The organism is Streptomyces sp. HM190, assembly GCF_009857135.1.
Lineage (GTDB): Bacteria > Actinomycetota > Actinomycetes > Streptomycetales > Streptomycetaceae > Streptomyces > Streptomyces heilongjiangensis.
Map to the genome: position 1 here is coordinate 3,644,950 of NZ_CP047318.1, position 14,800 is coordinate 3,659,749.

General features: G+C 69.7%; 13 protein-coding genes. 5 read left to right on the forward strand and 8 right to left on the reverse strand.

From position 1 onward, the window contains the following. The first annotated feature begins 65 nt into the window (after positions 1 to 65). The gene (locus GSY65_RS15310) at positions 66 to 602 is read left to right on the forward strand and encodes a hypothetical protein (RefSeq protein ID WP_159775994.1); all 537 of its coding nucleotides are present in this window, start codon (positions 66 to 68) and stop codon (positions 600 to 602) included. Between the two features lie 102 nt (positions 603 to 704). Here the strand turns inward: GSY65_RS15310 and ppc are convergent, their stop codons facing one another. Then, positions 705 to 3,437, reverse strand: coding sequence for a phosphoenolpyruvate carboxylase (gene ppc, locus GSY65_RS15315; protein ID WP_159768571.1), 2,733 nt, complete (start codon positions 3,435 to 3,437; stop codon positions 705 to 707). A 436-nt stretch (positions 3,438 to 3,873) separates the two neighbouring features. On the opposite strand from ppc, the gene GSY65_RS15320 reads away from it, so the two are divergent. Further along, a complete protein-coding gene (locus tag GSY65_RS15320; protein WP_159768574.1) occupies positions 3,874 to 4,971 on the forward strand; it encodes an acyl-CoA desaturase in 1,098 nt (365 codons plus the stop codon). Continuing rightward, positions 4,968 to 5,645: a TetR/AcrR family transcriptional regulator gene (locus tag GSY65_RS15325; protein WP_159768577.1), complete on the forward strand. Its 678-nt coding sequence runs from the start codon at positions 4,968 to 4,970 to the stop codon at positions 5,643 to 5,645. Before GSY65_RS15320 ends, GSY65_RS15325 begins: the two co-directional genes overlap by 4 nt. A 204-nt stretch (positions 5,646 to 5,849) precedes the next feature. Here the strand turns inward: GSY65_RS15325 and GSY65_RS15330 are convergent, their stop codons facing one another. From GSY65_RS15330 to GSY65_RS15340, 3 genes are all read right to left on the reverse strand, one after another. Beyond that, positions 5,850 to 6,713, reverse strand: coding sequence for a PaaX family transcriptional regulator (locus tag GSY65_RS15330; protein WP_159768580.1), 864 nt, complete (start codon positions 6,711 to 6,713; stop codon positions 5,850 to 5,852). Positions 6,714 to 6,777: 64 nt separating this feature from the next. After that, positions 6,778 to 8,145, reverse strand: coding sequence for an MFS transporter (locus GSY65_RS15335; protein ID WP_159768583.1), 1,368 nt, complete (start codon positions 8,143 to 8,145; stop codon positions 6,778 to 6,780). A gap of 167 nt (positions 8,146 to 8,312) precedes the next feature. After that, on the reverse strand, positions 8,313 to 9,140 hold the full coding sequence (locus tag GSY65_RS15340) for a trans-aconitate 2-methyltransferase (RefSeq protein ID WP_159768586.1): 828 nt from the start codon (positions 9,138 to 9,140) through the stop codon (positions 8,313 to 8,315). 139 nt (positions 9,141 to 9,279) lie between these two features. Between GSY65_RS15340 and tamR the strand changes: the two genes are divergently transcribed. Then, entirely contained in the window at positions 9,280 to 9,777 is a 498-nt protein-coding gene (gene tamR, locus GSY65_RS15345) for a MarR family transcriptional regulator TamR (protein WP_159768589.1), read from the forward strand. Here the strand turns inward: tamR and GSY65_RS15350 are convergent. Continuing rightward, positions 9,736 to 10,602, reverse strand: coding sequence for a response regulator transcription factor (locus tag GSY65_RS15350; protein WP_159768592.1), 867 nt, complete (start codon positions 10,600 to 10,602; stop codon positions 9,736 to 9,738). The genes tamR and GSY65_RS15350 overlap by 42 nt on opposite strands. 250 nt (positions 10,603 to 10,852) lie before the next feature. Here GSY65_RS15350 and GSY65_RS15355 point away from each other — a divergent pair, with 250 nt between their 5' ends. Further along, the gene (locus GSY65_RS15355) at positions 10,853 to 11,308 is read left to right on the forward strand and encodes a GNAT family N-acetyltransferase (RefSeq protein WP_159775996.1); all 456 of its coding nucleotides are present in this window, start codon (positions 10,853 to 10,855) and stop codon (positions 11,306 to 11,308) included. A gap of 68 nt (positions 11,309 to 11,376) precedes the next feature. On the opposite strand, the gene GSY65_RS15360 is transcribed toward GSY65_RS15355, so the two are convergent. Genes GSY65_RS15360 through GSY65_RS15370 form a run of 3 tightly spaced genes read right to left on the reverse strand, consistent with a single transcriptional unit; the run spans position 11,377 to position 14,769 of the window. Then, positions 11,377 to 11,997, reverse strand: coding sequence for a hypothetical protein (locus tag GSY65_RS15360; RefSeq protein ID WP_159768595.1), 621 nt, complete (start codon positions 11,995 to 11,997; stop codon positions 11,377 to 11,379). Beyond that, a complete protein-coding gene (locus tag GSY65_RS15365; RefSeq protein WP_159768598.1) occupies positions 11,936 to 14,251 on the reverse strand; it encodes a DUF6571 family protein in 2,316 nt (771 codons plus the stop codon). The genes GSY65_RS15360 and GSY65_RS15365 overlap by 62 nt, the downstream gene beginning before the upstream one ends. Beyond that, entirely contained in the window at positions 14,251 to 14,769 is a 519-nt protein-coding gene (locus tag GSY65_RS15370; RefSeq protein WP_159768601.1) for a hypothetical protein, read from the reverse strand. Before GSY65_RS15370 ends, GSY65_RS15365 begins: the two co-directional genes overlap by 1 nt. Between the last annotated feature and the right edge of the window lie 31 nt (positions 14,770 to 14,800).

The following is a 14,800-nucleotide window of genomic DNA, read 5'->3' on the forward strand; positions in this document are numbered from 1 at the left end:
AAGTCGTGATGGCTTCCTCGTCCGGGTTGGCCTGCGGGAGTTGACCTATCGCGGTGCGATGGCCAATGATCCCGGCCATGCCTGCCGGCCATGCCTCTGCTTCCCGTTCGCGGCACGCTCGTGCGGTGCCGCGCAAGGGTGGTGCGTCGAGCGCGTTGCGGTACGTGCGGCTGGCGGCGATGGGGGTCGTCGCGCTGGTGATCCTGGTGGCCGGGGTGTGGGGTTCCTGGGGCTGTGCCCAGCACGTGATGCTGGGCAAGGGGCGCGAGCACGGGACGATGACGGTGTCCCGGTGTGACGGTTCGGTGTGCTGGGGACCGTACGAGCCGGTGTCGGCGGGGTCGACGGCCCGGCAGCGGGTGACGATCGAGCAGTCGGTGGCGGTGGAGTCGGGTGGGACGTACTCGGTCGTCGTGAAGCCGGGCAGCAGTGATGTGGTGCGGACGGGCCCGGCGGGTCTGCTGCACGCGTGGGTGCCGCTCGGTGGCGCGTTGCTGCTGGCGTCGGTGGTCGTGGCGGGCGGGTTGCGGATGCGTCGTTCGGCGTGGGTGCTGGGCGGTGCGGGGCTCGCGCTGGTCACGGCGGCGTGGGTGGCTCTGTGAGGCTGTCCGCCCGGGTGTGCCGGGAGCAGCCGTCCCTCTGAGCGCACACAGCACGGTGCCCCCGTGGTCGTACGACCACGGGGGCACCGTGCTGTGTGCGGGTCAGCCGGTGTTGCGCAGGCCCGCGGCCACGCCGTTGACGGTGAGGAGGAGGGCGCGGGCGAGGAGCGGGTCGGGGGTCTCTCCGGCGGCGGCCGCGTCGCGCTGCCGCTTGAGGAGGGCGACCTGGAGGTAGGAGATGGGGTCGAGGTAGGCGTCGCGGATGGAGAAGGTCTGCTGGAGGACGGGGTTGGCGTCGAGCAGCTTGTCCTCCCCGGTGATGCGCAGGACCTCGCGGACGGTGAGTTCGTGTTCGGCCTTGATGGTGTCGAAGACGTGCTTGAGCTCGTCGGGGACGAGGGTGTCGACGTAGTGCTGGGCGATCCGCAGGTCGGTCTTGGCCAGCGTCATCTCGACGTTGGAGAGGAAGTTGCGGAAGAAGTGCCACTGTTCGTGCATCTCTTCCAGGACGGTGTCGAGGCCGGCTTCGCGCAGGGCCTTGAGGCCGGAGCCGACGCCGAACCAGCCGGGGACGATCTGGCGGGACTGGGTCCAGCCGAAGACCCAGGGGATGGCGCGCAGGCCGTCGAGGGAGACGCCGGAGCCGGGGCGGCGGGAGGGCCGGGAGCCCAGGTGCAGGTCGGCGAGCTGGTCCACGGGGGTCGACGCCAGGAAGTACGTCGGCAGGTCGGGGTCCTCGACGAGGGCGCGGTAGGCGGCGTGGGCGGCGTCGGAGACGACGTCCATGGCGGCGTCCCAGCGGGCGAGGGCCTCGACGGACTGGCGGGGCGCTGTGTGGAGGGCGGACGCCTGGAGGGTCGCGGCGACGGTGAGTTCGAGGTTCTCCCGGGCGAGGGACGGCACGAGGTACTTGTCGGAGATGACCTCGCCCTGTTCGGTGACCTTGATCTCGCCTTCGAGGGTGCCCCAGGGCTGGGCGAGGATCGCGTCGTGGGAGGGGCCGCCGCCGCGGCCGACGGTGCCGCCGCGGCCGTGGAAGAGGCGCAGGCGGACGCCGTGGCGGTGGGCGACGTCGCGCAGGCGGCGCTGGGCGCGGTGGATCTCCCACTGGCTGGTGGTGATGCCGCCGAACTTGGAGGAGTCGGAGTAGCCGAGCATGACCTCCTGGACGTCGCCGCGCAGGGCGACGAGCCGCCGGTAGGAGGGGTCGGCGAGCATGTCCTCCAGGATGGTGTCGGCGGCCTTGAGTTCGTCGGTGGTCTCCAGGAGGGGGACGATGCCGATCTTGGCCCAGCCGGCGTGGAGGTCGAGGAGGCCGGCCTCGCGGGCGAGGACGGTGGCGGCGAAGACGTCGTCGGCGCCCTGGCACATGGAGATGATGTACGACTCGATGACCTCGGGGCCGAAGACGTCCAGGGCCTTCTTGACGGTCTCGAAGACGCCGAGGGTCTTGGTGCCGTCGGCGTCGAGGGGTGCCGGGGTGGGGGCGAGGGGGCGGCGGGAGCGGAGTTCCTTGGCGAGGAGCTTGTGCCGGTACTCGCGGGGCATGTCCTCGTAGCGCCAGGATTCCTCGCCGAGGCGGTCGAAGAGCTGGCCGAGGGCGTGGTGGTGGGCGTCGGCGTGTTCGCGGACGTCCATGGTGGCGAGTTGGAGGCCGAACGCGGCGAGGGTGCGGATGGTGCGGTTCATGCGGCCGTCGGCGAAGAGGCCGCCGCGGTGCTCGCGCAGCGAGGTCTGGATGAGGGTGAGGTCCTGGAGGAGTTCGCTGGTGCCGAGGTAGTCGCGGCCGGGCTGGTGCGGGGTGCCCTTGGCGAGGCGCTGCTTGGTGTTCTCCAGCTTCTGCCGGATGCAGGTGGCCTTGAGCCGGTAGGGCTCCTCGGCGTTGAGGCGCTTGTAGCGGGGGCTGATCTCGGGGAGGGCTTCGAGGTCGGCCTGGAGGGAGGTGAGGAGGTCGTCGGTGGCGCCGGTGTAGCGGATGGAGTTGGAGAGGAAGCCGCGCAGCTCGTCGATGAGTTCGAGGGCGTCGTTGATGCCGTGTTCGTGCTGGAGGATGAGGACGTCCCAGGTCACCTGGGGGGTGACGTTGGGGTTGCCGTCGCGGTCGCCGCCGATCCAGGTGCCGAAGGTGAGGGGGCGGGTGTGGTCGGGGAGCCGGACGCCGACGCGTTCCAGTTCGGCGGTGAGGTCCTCCAGGACGTCGCCGACGGCGTTGGCGTGCAGTTCGTCGAGGTAGTAGATGGCGTTGCGGGCCTCGTCGGCGGGTTCGGGGCGGACGACGCGCAGTTCGTCGGTCTGCCAGACGAGGTCGATGTTCTCGGCCAGTCGGGTGTCGTGGCGGCGGCGGTCGGATTCGATGACCGGGGTTTCCAGGAGCGCGGCGATGCGCCGGAGCTTGTTGAGTACCGACCGGCGTGCGGCTTCGGTGGGGTGTGCGGTGAAGACGGGGCGGACGTTGAGGTTGCGGACCGTGGCGCGCAGGTGGTCGGGGTCGGCGTCCTTGAGGCGGTCGGCCGTCCGGGCGAGGAGGCCGCCCTCGGCGGCACGGCGTGCCCTCAGTTCGCGGCCGCGGTGGACCTGTTCGGTGACGTTGGCCAGATGGAAGTAGGTGGAGAACGCCCGTACGAGCTTGGCGGCGGTCTCCAGTTCCGTGCCGCGCAGCAGTTCGGCGGCGGCTTCGCCGTCTTCGCGGGTCAGGCGGCGGACGCGCTCGACCAGCTCCAGGAGTTCGGGGCCCTCTTGGCGTACGAGGGCTTCGCCGAGCAGATCGCCCAGGCGCCGGATGTCGGCGCGCAGTTCGGTGCTGACCGTCGTGGTCTGGTCGTCGGCACTGCTCACAGGTGCGGCTCCTTGCAGTGTTGAAGCTCGTCTGGGAGGGGGCCCGGAGGGCGGCCCGGCGGCTGGAGGAGGTGCAGGCGCCGCTTGGTGGGCTGGGCTTCCGGGCGGGATTCAGAGCGGACCGCGCTGTCCGACCGACACCAGGATAGGTGGCCGGTGTCACGCGCGGGCCGCCAGGTGTCCGGTTGGCGGCACTGAGTGCCAGATGTGGGGGTCGGAAGCCTCTGGTTCGGGCTCCGGTGCGGCAGATGTCCCTTCGGTGCCGGGACGCGGGGCGGAGGGGCTCTTGCCGCCGGGCGACGCGCTGACATACTTACGATGCCGTAGGTTACGGAACCGTAGGGAGTGCCGTCAGGCGGCCCGCGCAGCCTGTCGAGCCTGTCGTCGACAGGCCCTCCCCCCTCTCTCCACCCTCGACCCCCTAGGGGACGCCCCCATGACCAGAAGTTCCGATGTGATCGATGACGCCCCGAAGGCGCACGACTCCCCGGACTCCGCCTCGTCCGCGGCCTCCGACTCATCCAAGGCCTCCGCCGCCGTCTCGTCCGACGCCTCCGCGGCCTCGGCCGCTGCCTCGGCCGCCGTCTCGGCGACGCTGGGCGGCGAGCAGAAGCGGTCGATCGAACAGATCACGCTGCTCCTCTTCATCACCGTGCCCTTCCTGGCGGTGCTCGCGGCGGTGCCGCTGGCCTGGGGCTGGGGCGTGAGCTGGCTGGACCTCGGTCTGCTGGTGTTCTTCTACTACCTGGGCTGCCACGGCATCACGGTCGGCTTCCACCGGCACTTCACGCACGGCTCGTTCAAGGCCAGACGTCCGCTGAGGATCGCGCTGGCGATCGCCGGGTCGATGGCCGTGGAGGGCCCGCTGGTGCGCTGGGTGGCGGACCACCGCAAGCACCACAGGTTCTCCGACGCCGAGGGCGACCCGCACTCACCGTGGCGCTACGGCGAGACGGTCCCGGCGCTGATGAAGGGCCTGTGGTGGGCCCACATCGGGTGGATGTTCGACGAGGAGCAGACCCCGCAGGACACGTACGCCCCGGACCTGATCAAGGACAGGGCGCTCCGGACGATCTCGCGGCAGTTCATCCTGTGGACGGTGGTCTCCCTCGCGCTGCCCGCCCTGATCGGCGGCCTGGTGACGATGTCCTGGTGGGGCGCGTTCACCGCGTTCTTCTGGGGTTCCCTCGTCCGGGTGGCGCTGCTGCACCACGTGACGTGGTCGATCAACTCGATCTGCCACGCGGTCGGCAAGCGCCCCTTCAAGTCGCGCGACCGCTCGGGCAACGTGTGGTGGCTGGCGGTCCTGTCCTGCGGCGAGTCCTGGCACAACCTGCACCACGCCGACCCGACCGCGGCCCGGCACGGCGTCGAGCGGGGCCAGCTGGACTCCTCCGCCCGGCTGATCCGGTGGTTCGAACAGCTGGGGTGGGCCCACGACGTGCGCTGGCCGTCACGCTCGCGTATCGATTCCCGGCGTATCACGGGTGAGGACGCATCCGAGCACCGGAAGGCCACGGCCGAGGCGGCATGATGGACGCCGTGGCGACCGACTCCAGCAGCACCCCGAGCAATGAGAAGCCGCGGCGTGCGCGCCGCACCCGGATGACGGGAGCCGAGCGCCGTCAGCAACTGCTGGAGATCGGCCGGACCCTCTTCGCCGCGAAGGGCTTCGAGGGCACGTCGGTGGAGGAGATCGCCGCGAAGGCGGGGGTCTCCAAGCCGGTGGTGTACGAGCACTTCGGCGGCAAGGAGGGCCTGTACGCCGTGGTCGTGGACCGGGAGATGCGGCGGCTGCTGGACATGGTGACCAGTTCGCTGACGGCCGGCCATCCGCGGGAGCTGCTGGAGCAGGCGGCCTTCGCGCTCCTGGACTACATCGAGGAGTACACGGACGGTTTCCGCATCCTGGTGCGTGACTCGCCGATCCCGCAGTCGACGGGTTCCTTCGCCTCGCTGATCTCGGACATCGCCACGCAGGTGGAGGACATCCTGGGCCGGGAGTTCAAGAGCCGCGGCTTCGATTCCAAGCTCGCCCCGCTGTACGCCCAGGCGCTGGTCGGCATGGTCGCGCTGACCGGCCAGTGGTGGCTGGACGTGCGCCGCCCGAAGAAGGCGGAGGTGGCCGCGCACCTGGTGAACCTGTCGTGGCACGGTCTGGACGGGCTGGAGCAGAGGCCCCGCCTGATCGGCCACCGCAAGAGCTGACGTCCGGCCCCGGGGAGCGGGGCGCCGGGCGGCCGGGCCGCCCTGCAGGGGCGCGGGGACCTGCGCGGACCGGCCACGACGGACCCGCGCCCGCGACGGACCCGCGCCCGCGAGGGACCGCGCCCCTTGGGTGACGGCGGCACGTACGGGACCGCACCACCGTCCACGCCCCCGGGGCCCCGTCGCGCCTCACGCCCCTTCGCCTCACGCCCCGTCGGTCGGACGCGCCCGCAGCGGCGTCGTCTCCAGCACCTCCGCCGCCATCCGCGCGGCGGGTCCCTCCGTCTGTTCCGCGATGCGCCGGAACGTGTCCTGGGCCTGCCGTGCCGGCCACTCCTCCGGCAGGTGCCGGACGGGCAGCCGGGGGTCGGTCCGGATGATCCGCAGCCACTCGGCGACCAGCCGCAGCCGGGTGGCGACGGGGTCGGCGGCGAGGTCCGCGGTGGTCCAGAGTTTGTCGAAGGCGACGTACCGCGCGGCGAGGGACTCCAGGTCCCAGCTCTCGCGGATCATCAGCCCGATGTCGGTGAACTCGTCGGCGCGGGCGTGGAACACCTTCACGTGCGCGTCGAGCCCCAGCTCCGAGACGATCTCCCGTACGTCGACGCGTCCCGGAGCGATCCACAGGCCGCTGTAGAGCGCCCCGAACCCGGACCAGGTGAGCCGGGAGCGCAGGTCGTGGCGTTGCCGTTGCCAGGACTCGGGGAGGGAGAAGCCGAGGAGGGTCCAGGTGCCGTCCCAGTCCTCGTTGACGGCGCCGTCGCGCCAGATGCGCTGTCCGCCGTCGCGCAGGATGCCGTTCGCGTGCGGGGTGAGGCCGAAGAACATCTTCCGTCCCTCACGCTGCCGGCACAGCAGCCCCCGGTTCACCATGCGCGTCAGCGTCGACCGGACCGCCTGCTCGCCGGTGCCGACGCGTCCGAGGACGTCGATGATGCTCCCCGAGTACACCGCGAGGTCGCCCTCGCCGCGGTCCAGCACGTGGTTGCCGAAGAAGGCCAGCACCAGCGACTGCGGCCGCGGCTGCGGCGCGTCGACGACATCGACGTCCAGGGTCTCGTCCTCCACAGCGCCAAGGGTACGTACGGCGGGGGCGGGTACGGGACCGGGCCGGCCCCCCGCCCCCGCCCTCCTACGGGGCCACCTCCTGCTTCACGGCGGCCGGCCGGGCCGGCTCGTCGCCGCCGAGCGGATCCCGGTGCGTCTCCCGTACGAACCACACGGTCACCGCGGTGACCGCCGCGCCCCCGCAGACGAGGAGCGCGATCGGTGTACTGGATCCGCCGTTCGCCGCCACCAGGCTCCCGGCGATCATCGGCGAGAAACCGGCGCCGATGAGGGTGGCGAGCTGGTAGCCCAGGGACGCGCCCGTATAGCGGACCTTCGTGCCGAACATCTCGGTGAGGAGAGCGCCCAGCGGCCCGTACATCGTGGACTGTGCGACGCCGTGGCCCAGGACGACCGCGAGGATCAGCAGCCCCGGCGACCCGGAGTCGACCAGTGCGAGGACGGGGAAGGCGAGCGCGGCGGAGGCGACGGCCCCGGCGAGGACGACCGGGCGGCGGCCGACACGGTCGGAGAGCGCGGACGCGGCGGGCAGCACGACCAGCGCGACGGACGCCGAGACGGTGAGGGCGGTGAGGACCTGCGGCCGGGCGTAGCCGATGCCGGTGGCGTAGGCGATGAGGTAGCTGGTGAGCAGGGACTGCGCGGTGAACGCGCCGATGCCGACGCAGGCGGCGAGGACGAGGGCGCGGGGCCTGCGCACCACGTCGAGCAGGGGCATCCGCGACTCGGCCCCGTCCTTCTTGACCGCCGCGAAGAGCGGACTCTCGACGACCTTCAGCCGGACGAACAGGCCGACGCCGAGCAGGAGGACGCTGAGCAGGAACGGCACGCGCCAGCCCCAGGCAGCGAACTGGTCGCGGGGCATGGCGACGACGAGGGTGACGACGAGCGAGGACAGCAGGGAGCCGAGCGGTGCTCCCATCTGGGTGAAGCTCGACCACAGGCCGCGCCGCTTCTCGCCGGCGTGCTCGACGACCATGAGGGTGGCGCCGCCCCACTCGCCGCCGATGGCGATGCCCTGCAGGACGCGCAGGGTGATGAGGAGGACGGGGGCCCAGACGCCGATGGTGTCGTAGGTGGGCAGCAGTCCGATGAGGAAGCTGGCGCCGCCCATGAGGCCCATGGTCAGCAGCAGCATCGACTTGCGGCCGAGCCGGTCGCCGAAGTGCCCGAACACGATGCCGCCGAGCGGTCGGGCGACGTATCCGGCGGCGAAGGTGCCGAACGCCGCGATGGTGCCGACGGCGGGGTCGGCGCCCGGGAAGAACAGTTCACCGAAGACGAGCGCGGCGACCGTGCCGTACACGAGGAAGTCGTAGAACTCGACGGCGGTCCCGAGCAGCCCGGACAACGCGACGCGCCGCAGCTGCCGGGCCCGCTCGGCCGGGTCGACGGGGACGGGGACAGGGACGGGGGGAGGGGACGAGGGCATGCGGTCTCCCTGGAGCGAGGGGGTGGGACGAGGGGGGAGCTAGGGAGGGAACACCGCGAAGGTAGGCGTGTATCTACCGGCCGTCAATATTCTGCACAACATTGGCGCCGCCGGCGGGACCGGTGACACAGGTCCGGCGAGTGCGGGGCACCGGGGACGCCGACGCCTCACCGCCGCCCTTCGGGGGCCGGCTTGCGGGCGACGACGAATATGCGGCGGAAGGGGAAGGCCGTGCCGTGGGGGGTGGCCGGGTAGGCCGCGCGGAGGGCCGTGCGGTACTCGGCGACGAAGGGGCCGGCGTCGTCGCCGAGTTCCGCGAGGATCGGCCGCAGCCCCGTCCCGGTGACCCAGTCGAGCACGGGGTCCTCGCCTTGGAGGAGGTGGACGTACGTCGTCTCCCAGGCGTCGACCTCGCAGCCGAGGTCGGCGAGCGCGGCCAGATACGCGGCGGGCGTGTGGACGGCGTCGTGGTGGCGGAGGGTGTCGCCGATCCGGTCCCGCCACCGGTCGGACCCGGCGAGCTCCCGCATGAGGCGGTGGCTGGGCAGGTCGAAGCTGCCGGGGACCTGGAAGGCGAAGGTGCCGCCCGGCACGAGGGCGTCCACCCAGCGGGGGAAGCGGTCGAGGTGACCGGGCACCCACTGGAAGGTCGCGTTGCTGACGATCAGGTCGTACGGCTCGGACGGGGTCCAGGTGCGGAGGTCGGCCGCGGCGAAGTCGATGCGGCCGCCGCCGGTTGTGGGCCCCTCGTGGTCGACGTGCGCCGCGTCGAGCATCTCGGGCGAGTTGTCGTAGCCGGTCACGCGGGCTCCGGGCCAGCGGTCGGCGAGCAGCCGTGTGACGTTGCCGGGGCCGCAGCCGAGGTCGGCGATGCGGGGCCGGTCACCGCCGGGCGGCTCGGGCACGTGGGCGAGCAGGTCGACGAAGGCGCGGGCGCGGTGGCCGGCGTGGCGCAGGTACTGCCGGGGGTCCCAGGTGGGACGGGTGGGGGGCATGGTTCGAGTTACCTCCTCGTACGGTCCTCGGGGGCTGACTCCACTCTCGTACGCGCAATATCTCGACGTCAAGATAATCAATCTCAATCCTCTTGACGCCAAGAGACTTCACGTCGACACAACCACTACACTGATCGCCATGGAGGACGAGGTCGATCGGCTGGTCGCAGCGTGGCGCCGGGAGCGCCCCGACCTCGACGTGGAGCCGCTTGAAGTACTGAGCCGGGTGAGCAGACTGGCCCGGCATCTGGACCGTGCGCGCAGGCTGGCGTTCGCCGAGCACCAGTTGGAGCCGTGGGAGTTCGACGTGCTGACGGCGCTGCGGCGCGCGGGGACGCCGTACCAGCTCTCCCCCGGTCAACTGCTGACGCAGACACTGGTGACCTCGGGAACGATGACCAACCGCATCGACCGCCTCGCGAAGAAGGGGCTGGTCGAGCGGCTGCCGGATCCCAGTGACCGCCGGGGCGTGCTCGTGCGGCTGACGGACGAGGGCCGGGACCGGGCGGACCAGGCGCTCGCCGGACTCCTCGACCAGGAACGGGCGATCCTGGCCGAGCTGACACGCGCCCAGCGAGGTGAACTGGCCGGCCTGCTACGCCAGTTGACCGCCCCGTTCGACAACATCCCCGGCTAGGTCGACGGGTCCGACGCCGGCCCGGCGGGCGAGCGCGACGGCGGCGAGGGTGCTGTGGACACCGAGCTTGCCGAGGACGTTCTGCATGTGGGTGCGGACGGTGTGGGGCGACAGGAACAGGCGCTCGGCTACGGCTTTGCGCCCCAGGCCCGCCACCATGCACCGAAGCACCTCGCGCTCACGCGGTGTGAGGGACTCGACGAGCCGCTCGCTCTCCGTGCGGTGCTTGCGGGCGGCGGTCAGTTCGCGGAGCACGCCGGTGAGCAGGGCGGGCGGCAGATGCGTCTCGTCGCGCAGCACTCCGCGGATGACGGTGAGCAGCCGGGAGAGCGAGCAGTCCTTGGCGACCCAGCCGGAGGCTCCCGCCTGGAGGGCGAGCGCGGCGCGGCGCGGGTCGTCCTTCTCGGCGAGCACGACGGTCCGTACGGTCGGCTGCCCCGTCCGCACCCCGGCGACAAGGGATATCCCGTCGACGAGGCCGTACTCACCGGTGTCCTGCACGGGCACCGGCCCGGAGACGGCGGCGACGGGTCCGCGCCCGGCACCCGCGGGTATCCCGGAACCGTACGCGGCGCCGGCCCCCGTCCCTGCGGGGAGGCGGCCGGAGCGCAGGGCGGGCTGCTGACCGTGCCCGCCGAGATCGGCGTCGACGAGCAGTACGTCGAACTTCCGCCCTTCCGCCGCCGCGCGCTCCAGACAGCGCAGCGCGGCGGGGCCACTGCCGGCCGCGGACACGTCGACGTCGGGCTCGGCGGCGAGGGCCGCGGCGAGCGACTCGGCGAAGATGCGGTGGTCGTCGACGACCAGGACTCGGATGCGAACCACTGAAACCCCCACTGGTCGGGGGACGTCCGGCGCGGGTACGGCGCCCGGAATGTTCCCCGGTTTACACCTGGGACGGGGCGCCGCAGCCGCACGGCCGCCGCCGTGCTGAACCGCTACCCCCACTCCGGGCGTCGTACCCGACTTGTCTCGCCCCCTGATCAGCACCGGCCCCCACCGGCACTGTTCATCAGGGTAAGGCCGGGGGCCAGGAGGGGAAGGCAATTTGCAGAACTGGCCGGCCAACGCGTTTATGGTGTGCCGCATGTTTCGGATCGAGACAGAAGTCGACAGAGAACGAGCCCAATTGCTGCGTTCCCGGCTGCGGGCCACCAACACGGCGGCCTCACCGGTCCTGCGCGAGCTGCGCGGCACCCCTGACGAACGGGAGACGCCCCTGCACATCTGGGCCCTCGACGCCACGGGCACCCTCGCGGGCGGCCTCGTGGGCCACACCTGGGCGACCTGGCTCCACGTCACGTACCTGTGGGTCGACGCGAACGCCCGCGGCTCGGGCCTGGGTTCCCGCCTCCTGAGCGAAGCGGAACACACGGCCCACACCGACCGCGGCTGCCACGCCGCCCGCCTGGAAACCTGGGACTTCCAGGCCCCGGACTTCTACAAGAAGCAGGGCTACGAGGTGGTGTGCGTGATCCCGGACTATCCACCGGGGGTTACGGAGTACACGTTGACTAAGCGGTTGGGGTGAGGGGGCACTCGGCGTGGCACGCGGGGCACTCCGACGCATATGGGGATCATTCACCCCGCATGTCGGGATCACTTCGGTGGCGTGGTGCAGGCGGCAGACTTCTCGACCTCCTTGGTGTAGGCAACGATGAGGCGCTTCATGGCATCGGTGTCCCTGTGCCTGGAGCCCTGCGCCTGCACTGCCGTATACAGTTCTTGCCCGTATTTCTTGTCGACACAGGTCTTGGTCTTTCCAAACGCCTCGTAGCCCGAATAGAGAAACCTCCCTCCCTGCTCCGATTCCGTCGGGTCGTCCAGCGTCTGCCCGCGCGCAAAGTAAGCGGTCGTCCTTCCCTTCTCCAGCCAGAATTGCGTCAGATTCACTACAGACGTATCGTCGACGACGACGTTGCAGGTCCGCCAGTCGGTTCCAGATTCCGATGTGACAGAGATGTTCTTCCCGGCTGGCAGAAAGGCAGTCAGATCGCCGCGCTCGACTGCGACTCCGCACAGAGCCCGAGGCACCGTGTATTCACGTTTCGACTCCCCTCCACCGCACCCTGAAAGAAGCGGCACACATACCATTGCCACGACAGCGGCGGATCCCCGAAGAAGACCGTCCTCCACTCTTCTCACAAGAACTACCCTTTCAAGATCCAGCGTATCCTGTAATACTTCCCGGGGCCTGTCCCTCAAGAATTGCGTGTGCATTGATATACCCTTGCCGGGCGGATCCCCGCGCCCACAGACTCGCGTCCCCCGCGTCCACTGATCCATGGGTCTCGGCTGCTAGCCGCGCTGCAGTACCCGCGATCTCGCCGTTGGACTTGAGGCCTTTCTGCCAGACAGCCCCTGCTGTTGTCTGGGAGTCTGCCAGGGCCGAGCCCTCGGCATCCTTGAAAACGGACTCCAGCACCACGCTCGTGACCGTTCCCGCACCGCCACCCACGGCCGCGCCGACCCAGGGTGTGGCAATGAGCGAAGTGCCGACGCCGACGGCCGTACCCACTCCGCCGGAGATCCAGTTCTTGTACTGGGCCATGGAATGGGCGTACCCCTTGTCCTTGTCCGAAGCCTCCTGGCCGATAGCTTCCTGCCGACCGATGCCGAGCGTCCCTGAGATTTCTCCCGAACTCCCCGCGATCTGCCGCACGACGATTTCTGGATCCCGGGAAACACGCTGGTCTTCGGGAAGGTCGGGGTTCAGATGGTGGTCCATCAGCTGAGCCATGTAGGCCTTCTGGCCCACCTCGACAGCGGCATATCCCTCTTCATTCTGACCGAGCGCGAAAAGAAGCTTGCTCACGTCCGCGTGGGCGAGCTCGGCTTCGGAGCCGTGAACCGGATAAATTCGTTGAACATCCAGCCAGTCAGGCGATTTCTCGCCCCTTTCGACATCACTCAGTGCCCGATTGATGTCAGGCAAGTACTCTGACGTGATCTGTCCGACGCTGTCGGACATGTATCCGCGATCGGTAAGGCGTCCCGGGTCGTCTGCGATCGACGCCACCAGGCTTTCCATCAACTTCGTCTGCGCCGCATTGTGCGGCGGCGTGTCCACCGTCGGCATCTCTCCCGCCGGATGTCCGGTCGTGGCGGCTTCGATCGCCATGGCCAGGTTGTTGCGGCCGGCAACGCTGTCCTCGCCCTTGGAGTCCAATTCCTGGGGCCAGTCGCGCTCCTCGAAGAGGTAGTCGAAGTTGGTGAGGGACCTCTTGACCTCCTTGCCGCCCTTCTCCTCGGTGAACTCGTGGTCCTCGTTCTTCGTGACGAACGTGTCGTTGAGGAACTGAGTGGCTGCGTCCGGGTTGTTCGACAGGGCTTTCAGGTATCCGGTCATCGGGTCCCAGCCGGAGTCGGTCCCGGTGTGGTTGAGCAGCGGGTCCATCCCCATGCGTTGCCAGGCCCCGTGGCGACCGTTGCCCGTGAACTTCTTCTCGGTCTCGATGAGCTTGTCGCCGTACCGGTGGAGGAACTTGTCGTCGAAATCGCCCCACCGCATGAGGTTGCTCATGACCTGGCCACCGAGCGCGTACCCGCCTTCGCGGCTCACCGGTTTGTCCACCAGGCCGACCATGGTGTTCTTCCACTCGGTCATCCCTGCCGTGTCGCTCTGGCTCGCGTTGGCAAGGGTGAGGCTGAGGTTCTTCTGCAGTTCGTCGAACTGGTCCAACCGTCCAACGCGCAATTCCCGTGGCCCGCCCGGGTCATTGATACCGGCCCAGAAGTCCAGCGTTCCTCGGGCTCCGAGACTCGTCGCGAACTCAGCGGCGAAGAGGTCGTCGTTCGCGTACTTCTTCAGCCCGTCGTTGAGCCTGTCGAACTCCCGCTCCGTGAGGTCTTCCGGGTTCTTCTTCGCCAGTGCGGCGAGGTCGTCGGCCCGCTTGAGCGCGTCTGCCGCGGAGTCGCGGTCCTTGTAGCCGACGTCCGAAAAGCCCAGCTCGGTCTGGTTCACGAGTGCCTTGAGCACCCTGCTGGCCGAGTCGTCGCTCTCCGTCGCGCCGTCGAGGATCTTCTGGACCTCGTCGCGCAGGGCGGTCACGTCCTTGGCGTCGTGCTCGGGAACCGTCGTCCCCTTCGCGGCGCGGTCGGGGTGGATGTTCATCGTCACGGTGAAACCTCCGCCCTGCGTGGAGGTGACCGTCAGGTTCTTCTTGAGCCCTCGGCTGATGGCGGCCTGGAGCTTGTCCTGGTAGCCCTTCAGCTCCCCGCGTGTGTCCCTGAGGATGTTCCGAATGGACTCGGCCTGTGCGTGCGCGTCCTCGAACTCGCCGGCTGTCTTGCCGATGAACTCCTTGGAGACCGTGGCGTTCTCACCGGTCCAGTTGGCTTTGTTCGCGGCACCTCTGAGTCCCTTGTCGGCAGCCTCCTTCAACTCAGCCAGGTTGCGGACCGTGGTCGACCAGTCCTCGATGGCGTCGTCGAGAAGCTTGAAGCTGGCGAAGCGGAGCGCGTCGAGATCCATCAGTCGTCCTTCTTGCCCTTGTCGCCCGCCTCGCCGTACAGCGGGTTCTTGCGACCGGGTGCACCGACTCGTTCGTCGAAGCCGGCGTCGAGGGTGTCGATGCTGCTCAACTTACGACCGATGTAGTGATCGCCGTCGATGTGCAGTCTCTTCGAGACCGTCATGTGGTTCGAGATGTGGGCGCAGGCGTCACGGAGGGAGGTCAGCTGCTCCTCCCAGCGGGTCGACACATGCTGAAGCGCGCCGCCCAGCGCGAAACCCTGTTTCGACAGGTCACCTGCGGCCTTGTCGCTGCTGGACACAGCGGTACGGCCCTTGTCCCACAGTTTCCCGTGGAGGTCGAAGGCGTGCTCACCGATCTTTGCGAGGTCACCCTGGCTGGCGGTCAGGTCCCCGTACTTGCCCGAGCCAGGACCGCTGGACGATCCACTGCTCGTCTCCACCTGGTTCAGCCGCATTCCGTCGGGCTGCCGCTCCGCCGCCTGCGACTTCAACTGCTCCCACTCGTCCCACGCCATGCGCGGTTCTCTCCCGTTCCTCGCCCGTTCC

Coding starts and splice junctions, on each gene's coding strand:
- GSY65_RS15310 (WP_159775994.1), top strand. CDS start 66: ATGATCCCGGCCATGCCTGCCGGCCATGCCTCTGCTTCCCGTTCGCGG.
- GSY65_RS15320 (WP_159768574.1), top strand. CDS start 3,874: ATGACCAGAAGTTCCGATGTGATCGATGACGCCCCGAAGGCGCACGAC.
- GSY65_RS15325 (WP_159768577.1), top strand. CDS start 4,968: ATGATGGACGCCGTGGCGACCGACTCCAGCAGCACCCCGAGCAATGAG.
- GSY65_RS15335 (WP_159768583.1), bottom strand. CDS start 8,145: ATGCCCTCGTCCCCTCCCCCCGTCCCTGTCCCCGTCCCCGTCGACCCG.
- GSY65_RS15340 (WP_159768586.1), bottom strand. CDS start 9,140: ATGCCCCCCACCCGTCCCACCTGGGACCCCCGGCAGTACCTGCGCCAC.
- tamR (WP_159768589.1), top strand. CDS start 9,280: ATGGAGGACGAGGTCGATCGGCTGGTCGCAGCGTGGCGCCGGGAGCGC.
- GSY65_RS15355 (WP_159775996.1), top strand. CDS start 10,853: ATGGTGTGCCGCATGTTTCGGATCGAGACAGAAGTCGACAGAGAACGA.
- GSY65_RS15360 (WP_159768595.1), bottom strand. CDS start 11,997: ATGCACACGCAATTCTTGAGGGACAGGCCCCGGGAAGTATTACAGGAT.
- GSY65_RS15365 (WP_159768598.1), bottom strand. CDS start 14,251: ATGGATCTCGACGCGCTCCGCTTCGCCAGCTTCAAGCTTCTCGACGAC.
- GSY65_RS15370 (WP_159768601.1), bottom strand. CDS start 14,769: ATGGCGTGGGACGAGTGGGAGCAGTTGAAGTCGCAGGCGGCGGAGCGG.